At 65.0% G+C, this 26,915-nt stretch carries 25 protein-coding genes; 8 read left to right on the top strand and 17 right to left on the bottom strand.

Annotated features, from left to right (window positions below; translation table 11 throughout):
• Positions 1–86: 86 nt before the first annotated feature.
• Genes NA5_RS29540 through NA5_RS29515 form a run of 6 tightly spaced genes read right to left on the bottom strand, consistent with a single transcriptional unit; the run spans position 87 to position 8,480 of the window.
• On the bottom strand, positions 87–2,324 hold the full coding sequence (locus NA5_RS29540; protein ID WP_245672451.1) for an MMPL family transporter: 2,238 nt from the start codon (positions 2,322–2,324) through the stop codon (positions 87–89).
• Between the two features lie 20 nt (positions 2,325–2,344).
• Positions 2,345–3,763 carry a cytochrome P450 gene (locus NA5_RS29535; RefSeq protein WP_084484516.1) on the bottom strand — a complete coding sequence of 473 codons (1,419 nt, stop codon included), beginning with the start codon at positions 3,761–3,763 and terminating at the stop codon, positions 2,345–2,347.
• Complete coding sequence (locus NA5_RS29530; protein WP_062991885.1) at positions 3,760–4,848, bottom strand: NAD-dependent epimerase/dehydratase family protein; 1,089 nt, start codon at positions 4,846–4,848, stop codon at positions 3,760–3,762. Before NA5_RS29530 ends, NA5_RS29535 begins: the two co-directional genes overlap by 4 nt.
• Positions 4,845–6,536, bottom strand: a complete 1,692-nt coding sequence (locus NA5_RS29525; RefSeq protein WP_062991883.1) for a fatty acid CoA ligase family protein — start codon at positions 6,534–6,536, stop codon at positions 4,845–4,847. The genes NA5_RS29530 and NA5_RS29525 overlap by 4 nt, the downstream gene beginning before the upstream one ends.
• Positions 6,533–7,441 (bottom strand): beta-ketoacyl-[acyl-carrier-protein] synthase family protein, encoded by a 909-nt coding sequence (locus NA5_RS29520; protein WP_062991881.1) that lies wholly within the window; start codon positions 7,439–7,441, stop codon positions 6,533–6,535. The genes NA5_RS29525 and NA5_RS29520 overlap by 4 nt, the downstream gene beginning before the upstream one ends.
• Before the next feature lies 1 nt (position 7,442).
• Entirely contained in the window at positions 7,443–8,480 is a 1,038-nt protein-coding gene (locus tag NA5_RS29515) for a 3-oxoacyl-ACP synthase III family protein (protein WP_063813658.1), read from the bottom strand.
• 458 nt (positions 8,481–8,938) lie between these two features.
• Here NA5_RS29515 and NA5_RS29510 point away from each other — a divergent pair, with 458 nt between their 5' ends.
• Positions 8,939–10,042 (top strand): lycopene cyclase family protein, encoded by a 1,104-nt coding sequence (locus NA5_RS29510; RefSeq protein ID WP_062991877.1) that lies wholly within the window; start codon positions 8,939–8,941, stop codon positions 10,040–10,042.
• Positions 10,042–10,986: a non-homologous end joining protein Ku gene (gene ku / locus NA5_RS29505; RefSeq protein ID WP_062991875.1), complete on the top strand. Its 945-nt coding sequence runs from the start codon at positions 10,042–10,044 to the stop codon at positions 10,984–10,986. The genes NA5_RS29510 and ku overlap by 1 nt, the downstream gene beginning before the upstream one ends.
• A 116-nt stretch (positions 10,987–11,102) precedes the next feature.
• Here ku and NA5_RS29500 read toward each other — a convergent pair whose 3' ends face one another.
• Complete coding sequence (locus NA5_RS29500) at positions 11,103–11,480, bottom strand: nuclear transport factor 2 family protein (RefSeq protein ID WP_062991872.1); 378 nt, start codon at positions 11,478–11,480, stop codon at positions 11,103–11,105.
• 87 nt (positions 11,481–11,567) lie between these two features.
• On the opposite strand from NA5_RS29500, the gene NA5_RS29495 reads away from it, so the two are divergent.
• Positions 11,568–12,347 (top strand): helix-turn-helix domain-containing protein, encoded by a 780-nt coding sequence (locus NA5_RS29495; RefSeq protein WP_245672450.1) that lies wholly within the window; start codon positions 11,568–11,570, stop codon positions 12,345–12,347.
• On the opposite strand, the gene NA5_RS29490 is transcribed toward NA5_RS29495, so the two are convergent.
• Complete coding sequence (locus tag NA5_RS29490) at positions 12,333–12,965, bottom strand: hypothetical protein (protein ID WP_062991868.1); 633 nt, start codon at positions 12,963–12,965, stop codon at positions 12,333–12,335. The two genes, NA5_RS29495 and NA5_RS29490, sit on opposite strands and share 15 nt — an antisense overlap.
• Before the next feature lie 213 nt (positions 12,966–13,178).
• Between NA5_RS29490 and NA5_RS29485 the strand changes: the two genes are divergently transcribed.
• On the top strand, positions 13,179–14,228 hold the full coding sequence (locus NA5_RS29485) for an isopenicillin N synthase family dioxygenase (protein WP_062991866.1): 1,050 nt from the start codon (positions 13,179–13,181) through the stop codon (positions 14,226–14,228).
• 9 nt (positions 14,229–14,237) lie between these two features.
• Here NA5_RS29485 and NA5_RS29480 read toward each other — a convergent pair whose 3' ends face one another.
• On the bottom strand, positions 14,238–15,104 hold the full coding sequence (locus tag NA5_RS29480) for a MetQ/NlpA family ABC transporter substrate-binding protein (protein WP_084484512.1): 867 nt from the start codon (positions 15,102–15,104) through the stop codon (positions 14,238–14,240).
• Positions 15,105–15,235: 131 nt separating this feature from the next.
• Here NA5_RS29480 and NA5_RS29475 point away from each other — a divergent pair, with 131 nt between their 5' ends.
• Genes NA5_RS29475 through NA5_RS29465 form a run of 3 tightly spaced genes read left to right on the top strand, consistent with a single transcriptional unit; the run spans position 15,236 to position 17,833 of the window.
• Positions 15,236–16,111, top strand: a complete 876-nt coding sequence (locus NA5_RS29475; RefSeq protein WP_062991864.1) for a MetQ/NlpA family ABC transporter substrate-binding protein — start codon at positions 15,236–15,238, stop codon at positions 16,109–16,111.
• Positions 16,108–17,118: a methionine ABC transporter ATP-binding protein gene (locus NA5_RS29470; protein WP_062991861.1), complete on the top strand. Its 1,011-nt coding sequence runs from the start codon at positions 16,108–16,110 to the stop codon at positions 17,116–17,118. The genes NA5_RS29475 and NA5_RS29470 overlap by 4 nt, the downstream gene beginning before the upstream one ends.
• 52 nt (positions 17,119–17,170) lie before the next feature.
• Complete coding sequence (locus NA5_RS29465) at positions 17,171–17,833, top strand: methionine ABC transporter permease (protein ID WP_062991949.1); 663 nt, start codon at positions 17,171–17,173, stop codon at positions 17,831–17,833.
• A 69-nt stretch (positions 17,834–17,902) separates the two neighbouring features.
• Here NA5_RS29465 and NA5_RS29460 read toward each other — a convergent pair whose 3' ends face one another.
• Positions 17,903–18,340, bottom strand: a complete 438-nt coding sequence (locus tag NA5_RS29460) for a DUF4189 domain-containing protein (RefSeq protein ID WP_062991859.1) — start codon at positions 18,338–18,340, stop codon at positions 17,903–17,905.
• A gap of 462 nt (positions 18,341–18,802) precedes the next feature.
• Here NA5_RS29460 and NA5_RS29455 point away from each other — a divergent pair, with 462 nt between their 5' ends.
• Complete coding sequence (locus NA5_RS29455) at positions 18,803–20,164, top strand: hypothetical protein (RefSeq protein ID WP_157110695.1); 1,362 nt, start codon at positions 18,803–18,805, stop codon at positions 20,162–20,164.
• A gap of 79 nt (positions 20,165–20,243) precedes the next feature.
• Here the strand turns inward: NA5_RS29455 and NA5_RS29450 are convergent, their stop codons facing one another.
• From NA5_RS29450 to NA5_RS29420, 7 genes are read right to left on the bottom strand one after another with little or no spacing between them, the layout of a single operon-like run.
• The gene (locus NA5_RS29450; RefSeq protein ID WP_062991855.1) at positions 20,244–20,615 is read right to left on the bottom strand and encodes a metal-sulfur cluster assembly factor; all 372 of its coding nucleotides are present in this window, start codon (positions 20,613–20,615) and stop codon (positions 20,244–20,246) included.
• Positions 20,612–21,106 carry a Fe-S cluster assembly sulfur transfer protein SufU gene (gene sufU / locus NA5_RS29445; RefSeq protein ID WP_062991852.1) on the bottom strand — a complete coding sequence of 165 codons (495 nt, stop codon included), beginning with the start codon at positions 21,104–21,106 and terminating at the stop codon, positions 20,612–20,614. The genes NA5_RS29450 and sufU overlap by 4 nt, the downstream gene beginning before the upstream one ends.
• 3 nt (positions 21,107–21,109) lie before the next feature.
• Positions 21,110–22,363, bottom strand: coding sequence for a cysteine desulfurase (locus tag NA5_RS29440; RefSeq protein WP_062991850.1), 1,254 nt, complete (start codon positions 22,361–22,363; stop codon positions 21,110–21,112).
• 1 nt (position 22,364) lies between these two features.
• Positions 22,365–23,141 carry a Fe-S cluster assembly ATPase SufC gene (gene sufC / locus NA5_RS29435; RefSeq protein WP_062991848.1) on the bottom strand — a complete coding sequence of 259 codons (777 nt, stop codon included), beginning with the start codon at positions 23,139–23,141 and terminating at the stop codon, positions 22,365–22,367.
• Positions 23,142–23,180: 39 nt separating this feature from the next.
• Positions 23,181–24,392 carry a Fe-S cluster assembly protein SufD gene (gene sufD, locus NA5_RS29430; RefSeq protein WP_062991846.1) on the bottom strand — a complete coding sequence of 404 codons (1,212 nt, stop codon included), beginning with the start codon at positions 24,390–24,392 and terminating at the stop codon, positions 23,181–23,183.
• Complete coding sequence (gene sufB, locus NA5_RS29425) at positions 24,392–25,828, bottom strand: Fe-S cluster assembly protein SufB (protein ID WP_062991844.1); 1,437 nt, start codon at positions 25,826–25,828, stop codon at positions 24,392–24,394. Before sufB ends, sufD begins: the two co-directional genes overlap by 1 nt.
• The gene (locus NA5_RS29420) at positions 25,825–26,640 is read right to left on the bottom strand and encodes a helix-turn-helix transcriptional regulator (protein WP_062991842.1); all 816 of its coding nucleotides are present in this window, start codon (positions 26,638–26,640) and stop codon (positions 25,825–25,827) included. Before NA5_RS29420 ends, sufB begins: the two co-directional genes overlap by 4 nt.
• Between the last annotated feature and the right edge of the window lie 275 nt (positions 26,641–26,915).

Below are 26,915 nucleotides of genomic sequence, written 5' to 3'. Positions count from 1 at the left end.
AGGGCAATCCGCAGATCAGCTGCGTAACCCCATCTGTCCCAAGACCATCGATGGCCGTGCGGTGATTCGCACGGCCATCGAACTTTCTAGACCCGCGCGGGCTGGCGCACATCGCCCGGATCGGGCAGCGATGGCGCGGACGGTCCTTCGTCGAATCCGAAACGCTCGTGCAACTTTTCCAGCGGGCCGGGTGCCCACCAGTTCCAGTCACCGAGCACCTTCATCACCGCGGGCAGCAGGAACCCGCGCACCAGGGTCGCATCGACCAGCACCGCAAGCGGCAGACCAATGCCGAAGGACTTCATGAAGGTGATATCCGAGGCCAGGAATCCCAAGAACACCAAGGAGATCAGCACCGCCGCGGCGGTGACGATCCGGCCGATCTTCTCCAGGCCATGGGCAACGGCGGATTCATTCTTGCCGGTGCGCTCGTACTCTTCGAGGATCCGCGACAGCAGGAATACCTGATAGTCCATGGCCAGACCGAAGGCCACCCCGAAGAGCATGACCGGCACGGTCGGCGGCAGATCACCGGTCACCGTGAAATCGAGCAGGCCGGACAGATGTCCGTCCTGGAAGATCCAGACCAGCGCGCCGAAGGTGGCGGTGAGGCTGAGGGCGCTGAGCACGATCGCGACCAGCGGTAGCACCACGCTGCCGGTCAGCAGGAACAGCACAACCAGCATGAGGATCACGACGTAGACCAGTGCCACGGGAAGCGCCGATGTCACCGCATCGAGGGAATCCGCGCTCGCGGCCGCGATACCGCCGACCAACCGCTGCGAGGGTGCGGGCACCGCGCGCAACTCTTCGGCCACCCGGTCCAGCAGCGCCGGATCGCTGGTATCCGGTGTCACCGAAAGGTATGCGGCATCCTTGGTTTCGAAGCGCGCGTGCTGTGCCATGGGCGGGGCGAGTTGCCCGCCGTGGGCGTAGCTGCCCGTGGCGGTGTCGACGCGACGGACATTGTCGACTTCGGAGAGCTTCCTTGCGTAGCCGTCCAGATCGGACTTGCCGTCGGGCAGTACGACGAAGAGTCCGTTGGTGTCGGTGGCGGCGAAGTCGCGCTGGATGGTCTCGGTGATCTGCCGATTGTTCATCGACTCGGGCAATGCCCGCTCGTCCGGGAAGCCGAGTTTCACACCGAGGAACGGCGTCCCGAGGAGCAGCAGGAAGGCCGCGACCGCCAGACCGATGGGGACCGGCTTTCGCATCACGAATACCGCGAGCCGATGCCAGAAACCCTCACCGGGGGCGGGACGCTGCGGACGGAAGAACCAGCCGAGCTGGCCACGATCGATGCGGCTGCCGAGCACCAGCAGAATCGCGGGCAGCACCGTCAGCGATACCGTCGCCGCGATCGCCGCGACCGCCAGACCGGCATACCCCATGGAACGCACCGCGAGCAGCGGGAAGAAAAGCAGGCCCGACAGCGCGACCGCGACGGTGACCGCCGAGAAAGCCACGGTGCGACCGGCCGAACGCATGGTCGCCGCGACGGCTGGACCGGTCGCGGCGCCCACGGCCAATTCGTCGCGGTAGCGGCTGATGATCAGCAGGCTGTAGTCGATCGCGAGACCGAGGCCGAGCAGCGTTGCCACATTGGTCGCGGTGGCGGCGAGATCGGTGCACAGGGTGATCAGCCACAGCGCGCCCATGGTGATCATCACCGTCACCGCGGCGACGACCAGCGGCAAGCTGGCCGCCACCAGACCGCCGAATACGAACAGCAGCGCGATCAGGGTGACCGGGAAGGCGATGGATTCACCGAGTACGGCGTCCTTCTCGCTCTGCTGCACCGTCTCGTGCAACAACATCGCGTAACCGCCGACGCGCACCTGCACCGGGCCGTGCGTGCCGCCATAGCGATCCGCCAGACCGCCGACCTTCTGGTCGACCGCACCCTCCTCGCCGAGAATGCTCGCGACGATCAACCCGGACCTGCCGTCGGCGCTGCGCAGCGCGGGCGACTTGTCCACCCAGTACGACATGACACCAGCGACACCCGGCTCATCCTTCAGCTTCAGTGCCAATTTCACTGCGGCCGTCGCCGATTCGGGATCGTCGACCGAGGTGTCGCTGTGCACGAGCAGCACGAAGTTCGGCGGCGCCTGACCGAAGCTATCCCGCAGAATCTCGGTGGCCCGGCTGGATTCGCCGCCGGGATCGCTGTAGCCACCGCCCTGCACCTTGTCGAACAGCGGCGAGCTGAGCATGCCCATAACCAGCGCGAGCCCGGCGAAGATGCCGAGGATCCATTTGCTGCGCCGCGTAGCGACTGCTTGCAGGTCGCTCGAAATGGTCAGCTTGGTCAGTCCGAACACCGCCACACCCTCATCACTCGTTAAGCCGCGCCGCGCTCGCTCCCTGACGAATCCGCGCCGTGCCCGGCTTGCACCTGCCTGGCCACCACCCGCATCGGCAGATACTTCGGATGTACCAGGGCGCCGATCACCGTCTCTTGCACCGCGATACCGGGCATCGGGCGCAGGCGCCAGCGCCCGCCGATCGTAGCAACCTGCAGGGCAACCTCGGTGAGCGAGAACACATTTCCCGGACACTGCCGGGTGCCCATACCGAACGGCAGGTACGCGCCCTTGGGCCGGGACTCCATTGCCGCAGGCAGCCACCGGTCCGGGTCGAACCTATCGGGGTTCGGGAAGATCGCCGGGTCCCGGTGCACCGCAACGGGACACACCAGCAACATGGCCCCCTTCGGCAACGCCTTGCCGCCGAGTTCATAGTTCGCGGGCACATCGCGGACGGTCAGCCACGGCGAGTACATGCGCAGGGTTTCGGTGACGATCCGCTTGGTCAGATCGAGCCGACCGAGATCGGCGAATTCGGCCGGACGACCGCCGAGCACAGCATCGATCTCGGCGTGGAAAGCGGCCTCCAGCTCGGGATTTCGGCCCAGCTCATGGAATACCCAGGACAGCGTCATGCCGGTGGCCTCGGTGCCGCCGACCAGGAAGTTGATCAGTTCGTCGTGCACCTGGGCATCGGTGAGCGCGACACCGTCCTCGTCGCGCGCCTTGATCAGGGTGTCGAGCAGGTCGCCGTGATCCAGGTTCGGGTCGGCGGCCAGATCCGCGCGGTAGGCGGCGATGATCTTGCTGGTCGCCGACTTCATACCGGCCACAAGGCCGTCGAAGCGGCGGTTGCCGGGCAGTGGCAGCTTGTCGATCCAGGCCGGACGTGTGACACGGCGGGCGAGCAGCGTCATGACCGGTGTCAGCATTTCGTGGATTTCCGCGCCGGTCTCCGCGCCGAGGTCGCCGCTGAACAGCGCCCCCGCGACCGTGCGCAGCGCGAGATCGTGCATCTCGGTATTCACGACCACCATTTGACCGTCGCGCCAGGCGTCGGCCTGTTCGGCGCCGAGACGCGTCATCACGGTGGCGTACTGCGCGATGCGGCCGCGGGCGAAGGCCGGGGCGATCATTCGGCGTTCCCGCTTGTGCTGCGGACCCGACAGCACGGTGACGCCAGCCCCGAGCAGTGCCTCAGCACGATCGATCATCGAACCCTGATCGGCCAGGCCGACGAAGGCCTCGCGGATCAGGTCCGGGTCGGTGACGACATAGGTGTCGTAGCCCGGAATCTTCACCCGCACCACGGGTCCGAGCTCCGACAGTGTTTGCAGGAAGCGGTGCGGCCTGCGGGCGAGGCGGTGTGAATGTCCGATGAGAGGTAGCGCGCCCGGTGCGGTCGGCACCGCGGTCGTGCCGGTGGGACGGTCGGCGAGCCGGGTGGTCATCATTCGAATCTCCTGGGCGTGCAGCGACTTTCGTTCGAATGCGTGGCGTCGGCCATCGGTCGTCCGCGATCGATGACGGCGTCGACGCCGCCGATCTGTCCGACCCAGTCGACGTAGGCGGCCAGTCCGTCGGCCAGTGATACCGTCGGCGAGTAGCCGAAATCCCGGGCGGCGGCGCTGATGTCGTAGGTGCTGGAGACGGTCAGTGCCGCGGTCGTCCAGCTGGACAGCGGCGGCGCGTAGCGCTCCTTGATCGCGGGCACCCGCCAGATGGTGTCGAAAACCGCGATGGCAGCGTCGAATACCGGTTTGGGAATGGTGCGGGTGGGTGGCGTCAAGTCCAGCGCGACGGCGAGGTCCTCGACGAACTTCCACAGGTCGACATCCTCGGGATCGGCGAGGAAGTAGGCATTGCCCGCGACCCGATCCGAGCGCGCCGCCTGCAGGCAGGCCTGCGCGGCGTGCTCGCAGTAGGTGATCGACACCATGACCTTCTTGCCGCCGGAGAGGTCGGGCAGCTTGCCGGACCTCAACTTCCGCAGCAACAGCGTCATCCAGCCCGAGGAACGCGGTCCCCAGATCATCCGCGGTCGCAGCGCGCAGGTCACGAAATCCGCGGTATTGCTGGCCAGGACGAGCTGTTCGGCGGCGGCCTTGGTTTCCACGTACAGACTCTTCGGGGCGGTGACATACGGCTCGGATTCGTCGATGCCGAAGCGATCGGTGTCATAGGAGGTCGCCACCGACGGACTGCTGACGAAGACGAACCGACCTACACCGGCCTCCCGCGCCGCCTGCATCAGCCGCCGAGTGCCCTCGACATTGGCATCCCAGAACTGCGCCCGGCTGCCGACCTCGGCGACCAGCCCGGCGCTGTGATAGACCACATCGATGCCCTTGCACGCGGTGACCAACGATTCGTAGTCACCGAGATCGCCTGCCACCGTTTCGAGTTCGGGCACCGTCGACAGGTAGCCGAGCTCGCTCGACGGCCGGACGATCGCACGCACCTCATCACCCACCGCCACCGCGGCGTCGACGATATGGCTGCCGAGGAATCCGGTTGCCCCGGTGACCAGTGCCTTCATGGCGTCATACCCTTTCCGGCCCAAACGGCCAATTCCTCGCGCCCGATCTTAGCGTTGTGCCGGATGTCGACCGGAAAGCCCGGATGGACGCGGAATACCTTGATCGGCCTGGTGAATTCGCGTTCGCGCGCAATGGACCACAGCTCCCGCTGCACCCGGGGGATCTCGGATTTCGCCACCCCGGACCGCAATTCGAAGCACAGCACCGGGATCTGCACCCCCGGTTCGCCGACTCCGACGAGCGCGGTGCGGTGCACATCAGGGTGGGTGTTGAAGATCTGTTCGCACTGCACGGTGAACAGATCACCGGCCGCGGTGCGAACCCGCTGTGCCGAGCGGCCGCAGAACCACAGCCGACCGGACTCGTCCTGCCAGGCCAGATCGCCGACGCGATGCCAGCGTCGCACGGTGCCGTCCGTGCAGGTCTCGTCGATCTTGTTGCGAGCATCGGCGACCGGATTGCGGTGATAGGCGGTGCTGACTTGGGCACCAGCGGCGACGATTTCGCCGATCTGCCCCGGGGGCAGCACGAGATCGTCCCGCCAGGTATGGATTTCGTCATCGGAGATGGCGATGATCCGCACCCTGGTATCACTCTCGGATTCCGCGATCGGGCGCCCGACGCAGGTGCCCGCACCCTCGGCGGTCTGCTTGCGGGTCTCGTCGAGTTCCGACCATTCGAGCGTGGTCAGCGGCAATGCCTCGGTGGCGCCGTAGGTGGTGAAGACCCGCGCGGACGCACCGAGCGCGGCCCGAACACCCGCCAGCGCATCCAGATTCGCGGGAGCGCCCATCGAGATGACCCGAGCCATACTCGGCAGCGTGGTATCGGTGCGCGTCAGATATTCGCCGAGCGGACCGAGCAGTGCGGGCGATGCGGTGATATCGGTGGCCTGGAAACTCTCGACGACATCGGTGAGCAATGCCGGATCGGCCTTGGCGACCCGCACCGGGTCGACCGGACCGAGCACCACGTGCGCACCCTGGAGCAGATCGAAGATGCCGAATAGCGGCACCGAGGTCAGCGAGACGAAACCGGTTGGTCGACTGTGCAATTGCTCGATCACCCGCAAGGAGGCGGCGAATCCGGACCTGGTGAACTCCACGCCCTTGGCCGGTCCGGTGCTGCCGGTGGTGAAGGCGATCATCAGCAGATCGTCGGGCGCATTGGTGATTTCGGGTGCGACCGCGCCGGGTGCCTGTCGCATGGCGAGCAAGGTATGTCCACCCCAGAACGAGCGTCCGGCCGTCACATGCACCCGCACCGAACCGAAGGTGCGCCGCGCCGCCAGCCGCACCAGATGCGCCAGGGGTATACCGATGAACGCCTCCGCACCGACACTGCGGAAGCAATGCAGCATGCGCCGCATGCCCATGCCAGGATCCACTACCACCGGCACCGCACCGACCCGGAACAGCGCGAAGATCACCGCGAACAGATCGGGATCGGGTTTGACCATGACAATGGTCTTGACGCCCTTGGTGATTCCGATCCGTTGGAATGCCGCCGCATAGGCCTCGACTCGCGCGCCGAGCTCGGCGAAGGTCAGCACCGCGAAGTCGAGATCCGTTGCACGCCGGGCGCGTTCTGGATGCGCCACCGTCGGATAGCTGATGGCGGGCAGCTCCGCACGCCGCCGGATCTGGTGCTCCAGGAGCGCGCTCAGATCTGCGGGCTCCTGGCTCACCCCGCACCGCCCGCTGGCACGGTGTAGCTCACACAGCCCGCGATCGGACCGGACCCGGCGGCGACCAGGAGCAATTCGTCACCGGTCGACAGCTCACCGGACTCGAGCAGCTGGTGGTAGCCGATGATCAAACCGGAGCTGCCCGCGTCCAGATCGCCGGTCGCGGCCTGATGCGTTCGGGCGAAACCGAATTCGTTCGCCAGGGTGGCCGCGAAGTCGGGCACCGGGTTGTTGGTGACCAGCACGCGCTGGGCGTCGGGTCGTTCGGCGAGGTATGAGCGAACCGCGGCAAACGCTGCGCCGCTGACCAATTCGGCGTAGTCGTCGGCGACATCGACGGTGATCGAAAGTTGGCCGTCGTTACCCATCGCCTTCAGATCGAGGTACCCGGCGACACCGGGATGAGCGCCGACCGCGCGCGGCAGCGGCGCCGGGATGTGCACGCGATCGAAGCCGGTGCCCGCATCGATCCCCTTGGTCACCAACAATGCGGCGCCGACCGCGGCGTAGCGGAAGTCGGCCGGTGCGTGTCCGATGCCGCCCGGGTGGGCGTCGCTGCCGACGATCAGTACCCGCTCGACCGTGCCGTTCTCGAGCAGCGCGCCCGCTGCCTGCAGTGCGTTGAGCACGCCACACGCCCCGTTGCGCAGATCGAGCGAGAAACCCGCCCGCGAGGAGCCGACCTGGTAGTCCAGGTGCATCCCCAATTCCTTCTGGATCAGGGCGGCATTGGACGGCTCGACGATATTGCTGTCGCGGTAGACGCCGACATTGATCAGCACATCGATATCGTTCGGCTCGACGCCCGCCTCCGAGAGGCACTCCCCGGCCGCCCGCACGGCGTGGTCGATGGAACCCAGGGTGGGGTCGGCGCTGACGGCGGACCGCCGAATAATGAATGTCATTTCATCCCACCAATGCGCTGATAGTTGCCGAAAGGACACCGAAGACCATTCCGGAGGCGGTCGGCACGAAGCAGATCTTGGCGCCCTTCGGGATCTCGCCTCGGGAAATATAGTCGTGCAGTACCAGGAAATGCGTACTCGCCCCGGTGTTGCCATACTTTTCTACGGTTGCCAGTCGCTGCGGCATCGCGGTGCCGTGAATCTTGCTGCCGGATTCGGCGAGCTTCTCGGTGAATCCGACACCGAGCTGATGGAAGACGATGAAGTCGAACTTCTCGTCCGCGAATGTGGTGCCGCGCTTTGCGAGGATATCGCTGTGGAATTTCGCCCATGTTTCCCGGCGCGGTGCGGCCTGCATGGTGAGATTGTCGGTCAACATGATCATGTTTTCGCTGGCATCGCTGGGTTTGGCGATACACAATGGCGAGTACTCGGCGCAGGTCGTCAGATCGACGTAATGCACTACATCCTGCTCGTCCACCGCGGGGTCAAGAATGACCGCGACCGCGGCATCCGCGAGCGTGAGTGCGGCGAACTGTGGATCGCGCGCATCGATGGCCTCGGCGAGTGCGCCCTCGGTTACCGGCGAGATCACTTCGGGCGTGACGACCATGCCATTGCGCACCACACCCGCGCGAATCAGATTGTCCAGCAGATAGATTCCGGTCATGGTGCCGCCACAGGCATTCGCCACGTCATAGCCGGAGGCATTGACAGCGCCGATGCGCCGGCCGATCTCCTGGGATGCCGACGGTTCGAAGACCATATGGAATCCATCGTGCACCGTGGTGCCGCCGCAAATGATGATGTCCAGTTCGGCGGCATCCAAACCGGACTTCGCCAGCGCATCCCGTGCGGCCCGCGCACCGAGCGTGAGGGTGTCCTCGTTCGTGCGGTCGACCATATGGCGATGACCGATGCCGGTAATTCGCTCGACGTCGAACTCGCCGCCGCTCGTCATCCGACTCAACACTTCCGAAGTGGTGTATTCGCCGACCGGAAGGGCGGCTCCAAGGGCGCGTAATCGGGAAGAATTCACCGTAGCGGTCCTTTCGACAGAGACGGGCAGCACGAACTCCCGGCTGGCACGACAATGGCCGCGGGCAGACGAGGTGGGAATTCCGTTCCACAGGATCAAGGGAACAGAAAGTGCCGAAATCAACATTGATTTCGGCAACCGGATCCGGATTCCCCGACCCTGGGCAATCCGTCCGACAACGCCGAGCATACGGCGCCCCGAACATTGTGACCAGCCGGATGACCACAGGGTGCTACTCGCGAGTCACATCGTTGCTGGAAAATCGAGATACGACATGATCGTATTATGAAGAATGTCACCGTCGATATCGGTGAACTATCACAGCGCAACGGTGACCCGACCACTCGACAGTAAGCTCCGCACGACCGACGAACCGCGCCGACGACGAAGGGATCCGCCCTGCACACCGCCGAACTCGCTGTGCCACACCGACATCCGTGTTCCGCCTCGGGTATGCGATGACCGCGGACCTCATCGTCTGCGGACTCGGACCCGCCGGTCGCGCACTGGCGCATCGCTGCCTCGCGCGCGGAATGTCGGTCACCGCAATCGATCCCGCGCCGGATCGACGCTGGTCGGCGACGTATGCGGGATGGTACGACGAGCTGCCGGAATGGCTGGATCCGTCGGTCATCGCCAGCACCGTGGCGCATCCGATGGCCTGGGGTACGAGGCCGCACCGACTCGACCGAACCTATGTCGTCTTCGACTCCACACGGTTGCGGGATTCACTGAATCTCGACGGCGCACAAATAGTTGCCGATCGCGTTGTCGAAATACGCCACAACACAGTGACTTTGGCTTCGGAAACAAAATTCAGCGCTGAACGTATTATCGACGCACGAGGAATTCACCGCTCCCGCACACTCGCCGAGCAAACCGCGTACGGCGTAATCGTGCGACGCGACGCCGACATCGCACCCCTGTTCATGGACTGGCGCGCTGACAACGGCGCGGAACCCGGTGCGCCACGGTCGTTTCTGTACGCGGTGCCGCTCGGCGCGGAGACGATGCTGCTGGAGGAGACCTGCCTCGCCGGTCGTCCCGCCCTCGACACCGCGGTGCTGCGCGACCGGCTGCGGCACCGGTTGCGTTCGCGCGGAATCCGACTCACCGGCACCGAACCGGTCGAACGGGTGCGGTTCCCGGTCCAGGGCGGTCGCCCCGGACGGGGCCGGTTCGGCGCGGCGGGCGCATTCACCCACCCCGCAACGGGTTACAGCGTCACCGCATCGCTGGCCGCCGCCGACACTGTCGCCCTCGATACCTCGGCATGGCCCGCACAGGCGCGAGCGGTACACGCGTTTCGGTCGGCAGGCCTGCGCGCACTGCTCGCTCTGCCACCCGACGACGTTCCCGTCTTCTTCGATGCCTTCTTCACCCTGCCGCCGCAACTGCAACGGGCCTATCTATCGGGCCGTACCGATCTCGGCGGCACCGTCGCCGCCATGCGCACTCTCTTCGCCACCCTGCCCGCACCACTGCGTCGGCGCGTCGCGACCGCGACACTCGGGATTCCGATTCGCTCGCCTATTCGAATGGGTTCGTCCATGATGGAGTAATGGCACGAGCTATCTGGAAGGGCTCGATTGCGTTCGGGCTGGTAAACGTCCCTGTCAAGGTGTACACGGCCACCGAGGACCACGACATTCGGTTCCACCAGGTGCATGCCAAGGACGGTGGCCGAATCAAATACGACCGCGTCTGCACGGTCTGCGGCAAGTCCGTGCAGTACGCCGATATCGATAAGGCCTATGAATCCCCCGAGGGGGAGAAGGTCATCCTGACCGACGAAGACTTCTCCAAGCTGCCCGCCGCCGAGAAGCATGAGATTCCGGTGCTGCAGTTCGTACCCAACGACCAGATCGACCCGATCCTGTTCGAGAAGAGCTACTATCTCGAACCCGACTCGAATACCCCAAAGGCCTACGTACTGCTGGCGACCACGCTGGAACGCATCGATCGAACCGCGCTCGTCCATTTCACGCTCCGGCAGAAGACCCGGCTGTCTGCGCTGCGGGTACGCGACGGCGTACTGGTGCTTCAGACGCTGCTGTGGCCCGATGAGGTCCGTTCCGTCGATTTCGAATCCCTGGACGGTGTCGCCGAGCCGAAGGCGCAGGAGATCAAGATGGCCGAGACACTGGTCGAGACCATGTCCGACGATTTCGATCCCGAGCAATACACCGACGAGTACCAGATCGAGCTGCAGAAGGTGCTCGACGAGGCCATCGCCAGCGGCACCGGGAAGGTGGTCAGTCAGCCAGAGGAAGCGCCCGCCGCGATGGACGCCGAGGTGGTCGACCTGGTGGCCGCACTGCAACGCAGTCTGGAGGCCAGTGGTCGGCGGACCGCGGAGAGCTCCGGCAAGGCAGCCGCCGAGCCCAAGGCAAAGGCGGCACCGGCGAAGAAGGCCACCAAGGCCGCCAAAACCGCGGCCAAGAAGACCGCCGCCAAGCCCGCCAAGAAGACCGCGAAGAAAGCAGCCGCCCGCAAGGGGGCATAACCGACGGACACTCACGGATCCCACCGACGACGCCCTGCCCACCGTGCCGCTCGGCACCGAGCGGGCGCTGATCCGCCGCGGCCGACTGGCCGGTGCGGGGCGCCCGCTGGTTCGGATCAGAACATGCCGTGTGGGAGCTGGTCGGCGTCGGGCACCGGTTGTACGACATCCCAGTGCTCGGTGATCACGCCGTCGACCAGCCGCCAGATATCCACCACCGCCACGCCGCGGGCATCGTCGGGCGCGATCATGTGGTAGTGCACGACCGCGTATTCGTCATCGGCGACGACCCGTTTGATGTCGAGTCGGGCGGAGGCGACCGGCGCGTTCGCGGTGAACTCGATGAAGGCGTCGCGGCCGGACGGATTGCCCGGACTGTGCTCGATGAAGTTCTCGTGCAACAGTTTTCGGAGTACTTCGATATTGCCCCTACTGAACTCGGCGAGGCCGTGCAGTACCAGATCCTTATTGCGGGTTGCCAGGTTGTTCGTCATGTCGGTAACCGTCGCAAGCGCGCGGTAAGCCTGTCGATTACCAGGCATGTAATGGCGGCCCGCGCGCGGTGTGGTGATACTGGCCGGGTGGATAGCGAACGTCCCGTCGGCGCGCTGCTGCGCGAGTGGCGGCTGCGACGCGGACTCAGTCAGCTCGACTTGTCCGTGCAGTCGGGCATTTCGACGCGGCATGTGAGTTTCGTGGAGACCGGACGCACCGTGCCGAGCCCGGCGATGGTCGAGCGGTTCGCCCGACATCTGGACATTCCCCTGCGCGAGCGTAACCGGTTGCTGGTCGCGGCCGGGTATGCGCCGACCTACCGGCATCGCGCACTCGACGACCCGGATCTTGCCCAGGCGCGTGCCGCGGTCCGGCGGGTACTCGATGCCCATGAACCGTTTCCGGCGTTGGCCATCGATCGACACTGGAATCTGTTGTTCGCCAATGCCGCGGCGGAGGTTTTCTTCGAGGGTGTGGCTGCGGAGCTGTTGGAGCCGCCGATCAATATGATGCGAATCGGTCTGCATCCCAAGGGCTTCGCGTCGCGCGTGCGGAATATCGAACAGGTGCGCGGTTTCATGCTGCCACGGCTCGCGCGGCAGGCCGAGCTGTCCGGCGATCCCGAATTGGCAGCGCTGCATGCTGAACTGAGTACGTTCGGGTCGGATGACGTTGTCCTGCAGATCGATCCGTCTGAGGTCGCACTGCCGATCCAGTTCGAGCATCGCGGCACGCAGCTGTCACTGTTCAATGCGATCATGCGGTTCGGCGCGGCCTTCGATGTGACCCTCGATGAGATCGCCATCGAGTCCTACTTTCCCGCCGATCAAACCACCAGCGCATACCTGCACTCACTCGCCGGGTAGGGACTCGGCGGCCCGCGCTTTGCCCTCTTCGAAGAAGTCGAGGAGTGCGGCGGCGTTGTTCACCTCCTCGCGCGAGCGCAGCGCGCCGAACGGGGCATTCCAGAATTCGCCGCTGCGCGCCGTCCATGGGCCGACATAGGCGTACGGTCCCGGATGCGCCGAATCTCCCGGTGACACACCGTAATTGACCTCGTTGACCGTGCTCGACAGATCGAAATGCTCCGGCCACAGTACCGGGATGACATCGGGCGCCGTGCAGCGCAGCGTCGAATCCCCGAGTGCGAACCAGTCCGCGATGATGCCCGCGGCCTCCGGATCGACCGCGAGTCGGTCGTCGGGGTCGACTCCGGTGGTGTCGGCGTAGACATTGACCGGTGCCTCGGGTTGGAAGCCAGCGGCGGCGGCGACCTTGTCGAAGGTGCCCGCGAGCGCGACCCGGCCCTCCGGCCACACCAGATCGGTGCCGACCACCGACACCGGCCACTGCGCACCGCCGAAACCACCGTGCACTGCGCGTAGTCGGATGGTGCCGAACCGCCGATATTGTGGGCCCGCGATCAACAACTCCCCCACCGCGTGCAGCGCGAGCCGGGTGTCCCGATACGTGATGTCGTCCACCCGGAAATCATCGCCGCTGCGGCCCGGCCGCGCTGGCGAATCGCCCAGCGGAATCCGGAGGGATACGCCACGACCAGCAATACCTCGGCTGGCTCGTCATGGACCAGACGCCAGCGGTCGGCATGGTCGCCGGGACGGGCCCGCCTGGCCTGACCAGCAGATTCTGATTGCTGTCGCCTATTATTACTATGTTGTCGAGGGAAGGACACCGCCGTGGAATTCCAAGTACCAGTCATCGATATCTCCTGCTATGTCGCCGGTGGTTCCGCGGAGGAACGCCGGGCTGTCGCCCGCGAAATCGACACCGCCGCGAGCACGGTCGGCTTCATGCAGATCACCGGCCACGCCATCCCGCAGCCGGTGGTCGACGACTTCGCGGCCGCGCTCGACAGCTTCTTCGACCTCGATCCCGCGACAAAACAGGGCTATCGCACCCCGCCCGAAATCAATCGCGGCTACTCACCACCCAAGAGCGAGAGCCTCAGTCTGAGCCTCGGCGTCACATCCGCCAGTCGCATGAACGATTACTTCGAGGCATTCAATGTGGGCATCCCGGCGGCCGCCTATCCGGAGGTCGAGTTGTCCACCAGTGACTACGCCGAAAACCTCTGGCCGACAGAGGTTCCCGGCTTCCGCACACCCGTGCAGACCTACTTCGCGCACGCCGCCCGCATCGCGCGAACCCTCACCACCATCTTCGCCGACGCCCTCGAACTGCCACCGGGCTATTTCACCCCGTTCACCGACCACTCCCTCGACGTCCTGCGGATGAACAACTACGCGCTGCCACCCGGCGCCGTGGATCTCGACGGCGAACTCACCGGTATGGGTGAACACACCGACTATGGCATCGTCACCGTGTTGTGGGCCGACCAGGTCCCAGGCCTCCAGGTTGTCGGCGCCGACAACCGTTGGCACGATGTACAACCCGCCGACAATGCCTTGCTGGTCAACCTCGGCGATCTGATGGCGCGCTGGACCAACGAACGCTGGCTGTCTACCCTGCATCGCGTCATGCCGCCCATCACCGACGGCACCATCCAAAGACGCCGCAGTGCGGCCTTTTTCCACGACGGCAATCCGGACGCCGTCATCGAAACGCTCCCCTCCTGCATCGGTGCGGGCAGTAAGTATGCCCCGATCACGGTCGCCGAACACCTGCGCACAAAACTCGCCGGATCCCGTGCCCTGCAACCCAATATCAATGCCCCCCGCGAGGCGGCTCGCGTCATCGCCGCGGCAGGCACCGAATACACGGAGTGACCGCACCGCTCATTTGCGGAACTCGGCCTCCAACTCCGTCAGCGTCGCTTGCAGATCCGCCGCATCATTCGTCTTGAAGATGCCCTGGAATCCGGCCTCTGCTCGGATGGCCGCCTCGACCTCGGGGTCGTGGTAAAGCTTCACCAGCGCGAGCAGTTTCGGGTTGTCCTTGTCTTCGGCGCGGGCGGCGAAGATATTGATGTACTGCTTCAGCTCCGGGCGTTCCGGATCGTCGGTGAAGATGGTCTCGTTCTTGGTCAGCCCCGCGGGGCGGGCGAAGGTGTCATCGACGAACGCGGCGTCGACGCTTTCCAGCGACTGCGCGGTCAGCGTCGGATCGATGGTCTTCAGCGTCACCCGCGATGCGTCGGCATCCACATCCTCGAGCTTCGAATCCCAACTGGCACCGCCCTTCAGCACGATCAGTCCGGCGGCGGCCAAGCCGAGCAGCGGGCGGACCTGGTTGGCGGGGTTGTTGCTCAGCGTGATCTGGCCGCCCTTGGGGATCTGCGCCACCGACTTGTGCTTGCGTGAGTACAGCGTGAGCGGGTAGATCTCGGTCGCACCGATCGGCACCAGGGTGTCGTTATTGCGGACGTTGTAGTTGGCCAGATACCGCACGTGCTGGAATTTATTGAGATCGATCCGACGTTGTGCCAGTGCGGGATTCGGCTGGTTGTAGTCGGTGAAGTTGACGAACTCCACGGCGATGCCTTGTTCGGCGGCCTTCTTCTTGTAGACATCCCAATGCGGCAGCGAAATGTCGTTCACACCGATGCGCACCACATCGGGATGGTGCTCCCCACCACACGCGACCCCACCGGCGGCCAGGGCAAGAAGCAGGGGAATCACCAGAGCACGGCGCAGCAATCGCATTGCAGGCAACCTAGACGCCCGTCCAACTAGTTGCCAGGGTTTCGCTCAGCACAATCCAAACCGTTGTCCGCCCCCCGGACGCATCGCTTGGATTACCGGGTTCATATTGCGACAAGCATTCGGGAGCACGAGTGAAATTCCATCGGGTACTCGCGATCCCGGTCCTGGTAGCCACCGCGGCCCTCACCCTGACGGCGTGCGGCAGCGACGACAAGGCTTCCTCCGACAACGTAGTGCGCATCGGCACCACCGACAAGGATCACGCCTGGGACGTCTTCGAGGAAAAGGCCAAGGCACAGGGCATCACCCTGCGAATCACCAACTTCTCCGATTACAAGCAGCCGAATCTCGCACTGTCGCAGAAGCAGATCGATCTCAATCTGTTCCAGCATCTGCAGTTCCTCGGCGCCTATAACGTCGCCAACAACGACACCCTGACGCCGATCGCCTCCACCTACATCGTGCCGCTCGGGCTCTATTCCAAGAAGCACAAGTCGCTCGCGGATCTGCCGCAGGGCGCCGAGATCGCGATCCCGAACGATCCGACAAATCAGGCGCGGGCATTGTTCGTACTGCAAGCTGCCGGTTTGCTGAAGCTCTCCGGCGTCAGCAAGGCGCCGACGCCCGCCGATATCGATAAGGGAGCGTCCAAGGTCAAGGTGACCCCGGTGGACGCGGCGCAGACCGCGCTCTCACTGGCCTCGGTCGACGGATCGATCATCAACAACACCTTCCTCGACCGCTCCGGCATCGACCCCAATTCGGCGCTCTACAAGGATGATCCGAAGAATCCGGCGGCCGAGCCGTACATCAATGTCGTGGTCTCCAGGGCCGAGGACAAGAACAACGAGCTCTATCAGAAGGTGGCCCAGCTCTGGCACGATCCGGACGTGCAGCAAGCGCATGCCGAGGTCACCAAGAACACCGCGGTCGAAGTGAAGCGCAGCGGACCCGAGCTGGAGCAGATCCTGGCCAGGGTGCAGCAGACCGTCAAAGATGGCAAGTGAGCGAGCAGACAGTTCCTGCGGTGCAATTCCGCGCGGTCACCAAGGTTTTCGGCAAGGGCACGGATAAGCAGGTCGCGCTCGACCATATCGACCTGCGGATCGAACAGGGCGAAATCTTCGGTGTGATCGGCTATTCCGGCGCGGGCAAGAGCACGTTGGTCCGGCTGATCAACGCATTGGAGAAGCCGACCACCGGCACCATCGAGGTCTCCGGCACGCCCATCACGGGTGTGCGGGAGGCCGAGGTGCGCCGCATCCGCCGGAATATCGGCATGGTGTTCCAGCAGTTCAACCTATTCCGATCGCGCACGGCCGCAGGCAATATCGAGTATCCGCTGAAGGTCGCGGGCTGGAAGCGCGCCGAACGCAAGGCGCGAGTCGAGGAGCTGCTCGAGTTCGTCGGACTCGCCGATAAGGCTCGCAGTTATCCGGATCAGCTCTCGGGTGGTCAGAAGCAGCGGGTCGGCATCGCCCGGGCGCTGGCGACCTCGCCGTCACTGCTGCTCGCCGACGAATCGACCTCCGCGCTGGACCCGGAAACCACCGGTGAGGTGCTGCGGTTGCTGAAGAAGATCAATCGCGAACTCGGCGTGACCATCGTGGTGATCACGCACGAGATGGATGTGATCCGCGCGGTGGCCGATCGGGTCGCGGTGCTCGCGGAGGGCAAGATCGTCGAATTGGCCAGCACCTTCGAGGTTTTCGCGACCCCGCGGGGGGTGCCGACGCAGTCGTTCGTGGAGACCGTGCTGCGCAATCGGCCCGATGCCGACGAGCTGCGGCGACTCGGTGAGCTACACGGCGGGCGGTTGGTCACCGTGGATATCGATGACAAGCGCGGGATAGGTGCGGCGCTGGCCGCGGCCGCGCATGCGGGCGTCGAGTTCGAGGTGGTGTACGGCGGGGTGAGTACGTTGCAGGACAGGACATTCGGCAGCGTGACGCTGGCATTGCACGGTTCGGATGACGATGTGGACGAGGTGGTCGAGCGGCTCGATCGCCGCTAGCGACTGCTCGCAGGTCGCTGGAAACGATCTGCGTCGGCTGAAAGGAGAACTCGTGCATACCGATTGGGACAAACTCCGGCCGGTACTGACCGAGGCCATCGGCACCACCATCTATCTGGTGCTGCTCACCTTCGTGGTCGGTGGATTGATCGGGCTGTTGCTCGGCACCGCCCTCTACACCACACGCAAGGGTGGGCTGCTGGCGAATGCGCCGATCAATGTGCTGCTCAATGTGTTGGTGAATGTGGTCCGGCCGATTCCGTTCATCATCCTGCTGGCGGCGCTCGGTCCGGTCACCCTCGAAGTGGTCGGGACGACGATCGGCACGGAGGCCGCGGCCTTCGTCATGATCGTGGCGGCATCCTTCGGCATCGCCCGCATTGTGGAGCAGAATCTGATCACGGTGGATCCGGGCGTGATCGAGGCGGCCAGGGCCGTCGGCGCCGGTCCGCTGCGGATCATTCTGACGCTGCTGATCCCGGAAGCGTTGGGCCCCTTGGTGCTCGGCTATACCTTCGTGGTGATCGCCATCGTCGATATGTCCGCGATGGCCGGCACGGTCGGCGGCGGTGGGCTCGGCGATTTCGCGCTGGTCTACGGGTATCAGCGCTTCGACTGGCAGGTCACCCTGGTCGCCACGTTGATCATTATCGTCGGCGTTCAGGGGATTCAGTTCCTGGGCAATATCATTGCCCGCAAGGTGCTGCGCCGCTGATCCCTCGGCGCGGCCACATCCGAATGCGCTCTCGACACGATCCGTGTCGAGAGCGCATTCGTTTTTCCGTCAGCTCGCGTTCGCGGTGCACTGCGAATCGACGATGCGCGGTTCGCGCGGCACCGAGCTGCCGAAGTTCAGCAGTGGCGGCGGTGCGGTCGGCCCGGCATTGGCGATCGCCTGCTGCTCGGCCTCGGCCCGGGTCGGCGCCCAAGCCCAGCCCAGGTGATCATCGCCATTGCGGGCGACGGCCGCGCACGCATTGGCGAACTGCACGATGACGTGGCAGCTGGACAGACCGCACTGCTGCACCGCGGCACGGTCCGAATCCGCCCAGTTCGAGTAGTCGTACGCCCATCCGAGGGTCGCATCACCGCGCGATGAGACCGAAATCGCCAGCGAGCCGTAGAGGCCCTCGTCCGCCTGTGCGGCACCGGTCCCGGCGGCGACGAACGCACCCGCGGACGCGGCCACCAGACCCATGGCGGCCTTGGACGATAGTGACATGTGTTGCGCTCCCCAGTTCCGAAAATAGCTTCGGCTCGAATCCTCACCGTTTCGATCCGAATTGTCCAAATCTTTGTATCACCAGAGCTGAACAACCGTAGACCAGCGCCCCCTGGTCGGAGATCCCAACGCCTCCGACACTCCTGCCGACGCGCCGATACAGTGACACCTTTTGTCGCCAAAACCCTGCTCTTTGAGTGCCTTTCGCATTCTCGCGCGTGGTGTGCGGTGCATACCGTTGTGGGGTCGACTGTCCAGGCGAGATGGAGGGTGACCTCGATGCTGGTTGTCAACGAACGGGATACGCAAGGGGCCCGACAATGCGTCCTCGAATGGATACGGACTTGGAACGGCCAATACGTCATTGTCGGGCTTGCCGTTTCGGGGTATCCCATACCCAGCGGAAACGACGGCGACCCAGCTGAGACGGACGTGGTGGTCATCACACCACGCGCTGTGGTCGTGATCGAAGCGCAGGAAATCGATGCGGAGCCGATTCGGCTGCGCGACGATGATCCATTCGACCTGAGCCAGCTGGTGCGCAGACAGCACCCGGACGCCTTCGTCGACCGGCTGGTCGTGGTGATGCCGCCCGGTGAAGGGACCGGCACACCGGACATCGAATCGCGAAAGCCCAGCGGCACCATGGTTCTCGGCTCGTCGACGGAGTTGCGAGCCTGGTTCCTCCGAACGGCGAACCGGAAACTGATCTGGACTGCTGAACAGACATATGAACTGCTCGGCGAGCTCGGCCTTTCGCATGTGGTAACCATCGAAGAGCTGGTGGCCGAAGGATTTCCGTCGCAAACCAGACGACCTGAGCGCCCCGCCTCGAGAGTGCTGGTGGCCGCGTCCGCGCTCGGTGCCGTCGAACTTCCCGACGACGGTCACATGTCGTCGGACAGATCACCGTCCGGGGCCCCATACCCGCCATGGCTTCCCCCCGACATCGACGAGGAGCCGTCGGAAAGCGTATCGCTGACCGAAGTCGGTACCGATACGGAGCCGCAGATTCAGGTATATGTACCGTTGGAGCCACCGCCGGTTGACCATCCGGATGCGATACCGGCTCCGTCGACTCCGCAGTTGACGTCGGCATTCACCGACCGTTGGTCGTCGTGGATCGAGTCCGACGGGTTGTCGGACGTGCCTGCGTCTCACCGCCGTGACCTCGACCGCCGCGGTCGTCCGCATCGAGAGCAGCGCCTGCGCAATTGGTTGCCGAAACCGACCGCACCGATTCTGGTTGCTACCGCGGCCTCGGAAAATCAGCCTTGGGCGTCGGCTGAGCAGCAACCGCGATCGGTGGCGCAGCCGCAGCGTTGGACCGAGACCGGGTCGGGGCCTCGGTCCGCCATCGAGCCGCAGCCAGTGTCGACAGCACCGGCGCCCCCGCCGATGGTCGCGGCGCAGCCGATATCGGAGCCGGAGCCACCGCATTCGTCGGCAGTCGGGTGGGAACCGCCGCCGAGGATCGAGCCGCAGCCTCTGCGATCGTTGCGGCCGAGCAGTGCTCCCGCCGCCGCGGCTACACCTCGAGGTTCGACTCCTCGGGTGGCGTCGGTGCTGCGCACCTGTGTCGCTACCGTGCTCGCCACGGGGTCGAAGCTCATCGCTGGCCTGCCGCAACTGCTCGCGACGGCCGTGGTGATCGGGGTGGTGGTCGCCACGATCTGGTTACTTGTTTCCGAAGGTATGCACCCGAAACCCACTGTGGTCCAGCCGAGCCCGGAATCGAGTACCGAGCCTGCTGTGCTGCCGCAACTACCAGCACCACCCCAGTCACCCTCGGTGCGGTGCTTCCCATTCCAACAGCAGTGCTGACCGACGCGAGCCACGCACTGGTTCTCAGGGCGTGGCTCGTGCGCACGACCGGCTCACCGTCGCAGCGGTATTCGCGGTTCTAGACCGTGAAGCCCAAGGCGCGCAGCTGTTCGCGGCCGTCCTCGGTGATCTTGTCCGGCCCCCACGGTGGCATCCAGACCCAGTTGATCTTGAGGTCTTCGACCAGGCCGGAGCGGACCAGGGCGTTGCGGGACTGGTCCTCGATGACATCGGTCAGCGGGCAGGCCGCCGAGGTGAGGGTCATATCGAGGGTGGCGATATTGTCCTGGTCGACGCTCATGCCGTAGACCAGACCGAGGTCGACGACATTGATGCCGAGTTCGGGGTCGACGACGTCGCGCATCGCCTCCTCGATATCCTCGAGCTGCTTGATGTCCTCGGCCGAAAGTTCGACCTGCTCGGTCGTTTCGGTAGCCGGTGTCTCACTCATGACGTCTTTCCATTCGTGGAGATATCGCTGCCCATGGTCCGCTCGGCCTCTTGCGCGGAGGTTATCCGGATCACCGCATCTTTGAACGCCAGCCAGCCCAGCAGTGCGCATTTGACCCGCGCGGGATACTTGGACACTCCGCTCAGCGCGATACCGTCGCCGATCATGTCCTCGTCGCCCTCGACGGTGCCGCGGCTGGAGATCATCTCGTTGTACGAGTCGACCACCTTCAGCGCCTGCTGCACCGGCAGCCCCATCACCTGATCGGTGAGGATCGAGGTGGCGGCCTGGCTGATCGAACAGCCCTGGCCGTCGTAGGACACATCCGCGACATCACCGTTGTCGTCGAGCTGGACGCGCAAGGTCACCTCGTCACCGCAGGTCGGGTTGACGTGATGCACCTCGGCACCGAACGGCTCCCGCAGCCCGCGGTGATGCGGGTGCTTGTAGTGGTCCAGGATCACTTCCTGGTACATCTGCTCCATGCGCATGTCTTATGCAACTCCGAAGAAGCTCTGGGCCTTCCGCACGGCGGCTACCAGCTGGTCTACCTCGTCGAGCGTGTTGTAAACCGCGAAGGACGCGCGGGCGGTGGCCGGAATGCCGAGTCGACGCATCAGCGGCCAGGCGCAATGGTGGCCCACGCGCACGGCCACGCCCTCGTCGTCGAGAATCTGCCCGACGTCATGGGCGTGGATGCCCTCGACCACGAACGACACCGCGCCGCCACGATCGATATTCTCGGTCGGTCCGACGATCCGCACGCCCGCGATCGCCGCGAGTCCATCCAGCGCCGCACCGGTGAGCGTATGCTCATGTGCCGCAACGGCTTCCATGCCGATCTGTTCGAGATACCGCACGGCCGCGCCCAATCCGACCACCTGCGAGGTCATCGGCACACCGGCCTCGAAACGCTGCGGCGGCGGCGCGTAGGTGCTGCCCTCCATGGTGACGGTCTCGATCATCGAACCGCCGGTAATGAACGGCGGGGTCTCCGCGAGCAGCGCACGCCGCCCGTAGAGCACGCCGACACCGGACGGGCCGAGCATCTTGTGCCCGGAGAACGCCGCGAAATCGACGCCGAGCTCACGGAAGTTCACCGGCATATGCGGCACCGACTGGCAGGCATCCAGCACGGTGAGCGCCCCGACTTCCTTTGCCCGGCGCACCAATTCGGCGACATCGCTGACCGCACCGGTCACATTCGACTGATGCGTGAACGCGACGACCTTGGTGGCGGGCGACAATTCGAGCGAATCGAGATCGATCCGGCCGTCATCGGTGATGCCGTACCACTTCAGAGTCGCACCGGTCCGGCGCGCAAGCTCTTGCCAGGGCACCAGATTCGCGTGATGCTCGAGCTCGGTGATGACGATCTCGTCGCCCGAACCGACGTGGTACGGGAAGCGATCATCGGAGAACGCGTAGGTCACCAGGTTCAGCGATTCGGTCGCGTTCTTGGTGAAGACGATCTCGTCCGCGTCCACGCCGACGAACCGGCCGATATCGGCGCGTGCGCCCTCGTACGCGTCGGTGGCCTCCTCGGCCAACTGGTGCGCACCGCGGTGCACGGCCGAATTGCGCTCGGTGAGGAATTCACGTTCCGCGTCGAGCACGGCGAGGGGACGCTGCGAGGTCGCGCCGGAGTCCAGGTACACCAACGGCTTCCCGTCCCGAACCGTGCGGTTCAGGATCGGGAAGTCGGCCCGGATGCGGGCGACGTCGAGGGTGCGGACCGTGGCGGTCATATCAGGCTCCAGCGGTAGCGGTCTGAGTGAAACGTACGTAGCCATTCGCGTCGAGTTCTTCGGCCAGCTCGGCGCCACCCTCGGCGACAATGCGACCACCGACGAAGACGTGCACGAATTCGGGCTGGATGTAGCGCAGGATGCGGGTGTAGTGCGTAATCAGCAGCACGCCACCGTTCTCGCGCTCCTTGTAGCGGTTGACGCCCTCGGAGACGATGCGCAATGCGTCGACGTCCAGGCCGGAGTCGGTCTCGTCCAGGATGGCGATCTTCGGCTTCAGCAGACCCAGCTGCAGGATCTCGTGGCGCTTCTTCTCACCACCGGAGAAACCCTCGTTCACACTGCGCTCGGCGAAGGCGGCGTCGATTTCCAGCTCGCTCATCGACTCCTTCACCTCCTTGACCCAGGTGCGCAGCTTGGGGGCCTCGCCGCGGACCGCGGTGGCCGCGGTGCGCAGGAAGTTCGACATCGAGACACCGGGAACCTCGACGGGGTACTGCATCGCCAGGAACAGACCGGCACGCGCCCGCTCGTCGACCGACATCGCGAGCACATCCTCGCCGTCGAGGGTGATCGAACCGGACGTCACCGTGTACTTCGGGTGCCCGGCGATGGCGTAGGACAGCGTCGACTTGCCGGAACCGTTCGGGCCCATGATCGCGTGCGTCTCACCGGATTTGATGGTGAGGTTCACGCCCTTGAGGATCTTGATGGGCTCGCCGGACTCGTCCGGGTTGGCGACCTCGACGTGCAGGTCCTTGATTTCCAGGGTGGTCATCGAATTCGAGTTCCTTTGTGGGGAGTAGGTTTCGGTCGGTCAGACGCCGATCGCGGCGAGTTCGGCCTCGATGGCCGCCTCCAGCCGCTCCCGGATCTCGGGGACCGCGATCTTCTGGATGATTTCGTGGAAGAAGCCGCGCACCACCAGACGGCGGGCCGCATCCTCCGGAATACCGCGAGCGCGCAAGTAGAAGAGCTGCTCATCGTCGAAACGACCCGTCGCGGAGGCGTGCCCGGCGCCAACGATCTCGCCGGTCTCGATCTCCAGGTTCGGCACCGAATCGGCGCGCGCGCCGTCGGTGAGCACCAGATTGCGGTTCACCTCGAAGGTGTCGGTGCCCTCGGCGGCGGCGCGGATGAGCACGTCACCGACCCACACCGTGCGGGCATCGCCCTTCGGCGAATGCGGATCGCCCTGCAACGCACCCTTGTACAGCACATTCGACTTGCAGTGTGGCACCGCGTGGTCGACGAGCAGGCGCTGCTCGAAGTGCTGACCGGCGTCGGCGAAGTAGAGGCCGAGCAGCTCGGCGTCGCCGCCGGGACCGTCGTAGCGAACGTTCGCGGTGAGGCGCACCAGATCGCCGCCCAGTGTCACCGCGATATGCCGCAGGGTCGCGTCGCGACCGAGCTTGGCGTGGTGCGCGGTGGTGTTCACGGCGTCGTCGGCCCAGTCCTGGACCGCGACGACGGTCAGCTTCGCACTGTCACCGAGCACGAATTCGACATTCTCGGCGTAGGTCCCGCTGCCACGCTGGTCGATGACCACGGTTGCGACGGCGAAATTGCCGAGGCGAATCTGCAGGTGCCCGTAGGCGGTTTTGCCCTCGCCGGGACCGGTGACCGTCACGACCACCGGCTCGGCGACCTCGATCTCCGAGCCGACCGATACGACCGTCGCCGACTCGAAGCCCGAGTATGCCTGGGCGGCAACACGATCCGACGGCACACCGGCCACGCCGAGACGAGAGTCGGTGCGCGCCACCGTCTCCACGTCCACACCGGCGACCGAGGAGACCTCGACCGTGGCCTTGCCGTCGCGGACCGCGGTGCCGTCGTGCAGACCGCGCAGTCGACGCAGTGGGGTGAACCGCCACGCCTCGTCCTTGCCCGAAGGCACCTCGAAGGCGTTAACGTCGTAGGAGGTGAAGACCTCCCCTTTGTTGGTCGCGGCCCCTGCGCCCGGGTTCTGAATCGGCTTGGCCGTGGGGTTCTCGCCCTCGACCGCTCCAATTACGCCAGTCGCCATCAGCCAACGGCCCCTTCCATCTGCAGCTCGATGAGCCGGTTCAGTTCCAATGCGTATTCCATCGGGAGTTCCTTGGCGATCGGCTCGACGAAGCCGCGCACCACCATCGCCATCGCCTCGTCCTCGGTGAGGCCGCGGCTCATCAGGTAGAACAGCTGGTCCTCGGACACCTTCGAGACCGTGGCCTCGTGGCCCATGGTCACGTCGTCCTCGCGGATGTCGACGTAGGGGTAGGTATCGGAGCGGCTGATCGTATCGACAAGCAGCGCATCGCATTTCACGGTCGACTTGGAACCGTGCGCACCCTTGTTGACCTGGACCAGACCGCGGTAGGAGGCCCGGCCACCACCGCGTGCCACCGACTTCGACACGATGGTCGACGAGGTGTGCGGCGCCAGGTGCAGCATCTTGGCGCCGGTGTCCTGGTGCTGGCCCTCACCCGCGAACGCGACCGAGAGCACCTCGCCCTTGGCGTACTCACCGGTCATCCAGACCGCCGGGTACTTCATGGTGACCTTGGAACCGATATTGCCGTCGATCCACTCCATGGTCGCGCCCGCCTCGGCCTTGGCCCGCTTGGTGACCAGGTTGTAGACGTTGTTCGACCAGTTCTGGATGGTGGTGTAGCGGCAGCGGCCGCCCTTCTTCACGATGATCTCGACGACCGCGGAATGCAGCGAATCGGACTTGTAGATCGGTGCGGTGCAGCCTTCGACGTAATGCACGTAGGCGCCCTCGTCGACGATGATCAGGGTCCGCTCGAACTGGCCCATATTCTCGGTGTTGATCCGGAAGTAGGCCTGCAGCGGAATGTCGACGTGCACGCCCGGCGGCACGTAGATGAACGAACCACCCGACCACACTGCGGTATTCAGCGCGGAGAACTTGTTGTCACCGGCCGGGATGACCGTGCCGAAGTACTGTTCGAAGATCTCCGGATGCTCGCGCAGACCGGTGTCGGTGTCCAGGAAGATGACGCCCTGGGCCTCCAGATCCTCGCGGATCTGGTGGTAGACGACCTCGGATTCGTACTGCGCGGCGACACCGGCGACCAGGCGCTGCTTCTCCGCCTCCGGGATGCCGAGCTTGTCGTAGGTGTTCTTGATGTCCTCGGGCAGGTCTTCCCAGCTCTCGGCCTGCTTCTCGGTCGAGCGCACGAAGTACTTGATGTTGTCGAAGTCGATGCCGTCGAGATTGGAGCCCCAATTCGGCATCGGCTTGCGATCGAAGATGCGCAGCGCCTTGAGCCGGTGCTCGAGCATCCACTCGGACTCGTTCTTCTTTGCCGAGATGTCGCGGACGACAGCCTCGGACAGGCCTCGTTGTGCACTGGCACCGGCCACATCCGAATCGGCCCAGCCGTAACCGTATTTGCCCAGGGAAGCAATGGTTTCTTCCTGAGTGAGCGGTTGCACCTGGTCGGTGGTCGTCGTCATTCGGCACTCCTTCCGGAGTCGTTCGTACGTTCCGCTGCGGGCTGTGCAGCGGCTTTGTGGGAAGCGTTATCGGTGATAGGGAGAACGAACAGCGGCACATGGGTCGTGCACGCGCAATCGCCGTTGGCGATCGTCGCAAGTCGCTGCACGTGGGTTCCGAGCAGGTCCCGGAAAGCGTCGAGTTCGGCCTCGCACAACTGCGGGAATTCCTCGGCGACGTGGGCCACCGGGCAGTGGTGCTGGCAGATCTGCACGCCAGCGCCGACCTTGCGGGTGGACGCGGCGAATCCGGCGTCGGTGAAGGCCTCGGCGATCTCGTCCGCCTTGGCGGTGGTGGACTCGGCAGTATGTTCGGCGACCGGTTCGATGCCTTCGACAATGGTGCGCGCCCGCTTGCGCGCGAAATCGGCAATGGCGTGCTCCCCGCCGATCTCACCGAGCTGGCGAATGGCAGCACCGGCCAGATCGTCATAGGCGTGGCCGAGCCGTCCTCGACCAACGGCCGTCAGCTGATACTGCTTGGCGGGGCGGCCGCGACCCTTCTGCTGCCACGGCGCCGAGCGACTGGCCCGCGCCTGACCGGATTCGATCAGCGCGTCCAGGTGCCGACGGACACCGGCAGGCGTCAAGCCGAGCTTGGTGCCGATCGCGGTCGCGGTGATCGGGCCCTCTTCGAGCAGCAGCTGGACCACGGCGGCACGAGTATGCCCTTCACCGCCCGTGACCAGGGGCGCGGGCGCAGCAACGGACCCGGCACCGGTACGGCGACCGGCCCCTCGATCCTCGTCATGCGGCAAACCCACGGTTTTCACAACACCAGTGTGACGGAATTAGTTCCCGGAATCTAATAAGGGTGCCCTGACTCGACCGTGCCGATGACCTGCACCGGAGCGTTTTCGCGCGGCGTCCGGGTGCAACACGTTCGCGACCTGCAGGTCTCCCGCGCCGACCGGCCCGAGCACCCGGCGGAATTGCGAGTGCGATTTAGGCCACACATCGGTGCAGAAAATCGGACAGCGCACTGCGACCAGCTTCGTGAGCGGCGCTTCGCGCCGCGGTGACCGCGACCGCCGAGCGTAGTTCGAAC

Source organism: Nocardia anaemiae NBRC 100462 (assembly GCF_001612725.1).
GTDB classification, from domain to species: Bacteria; Actinomycetota; Actinomycetes; order Mycobacteriales; family Mycobacteriaceae; genus Nocardia; species Nocardia anaemiae.
This window is presented reverse-complemented; position numbering and strand designations above follow the sequence as displayed.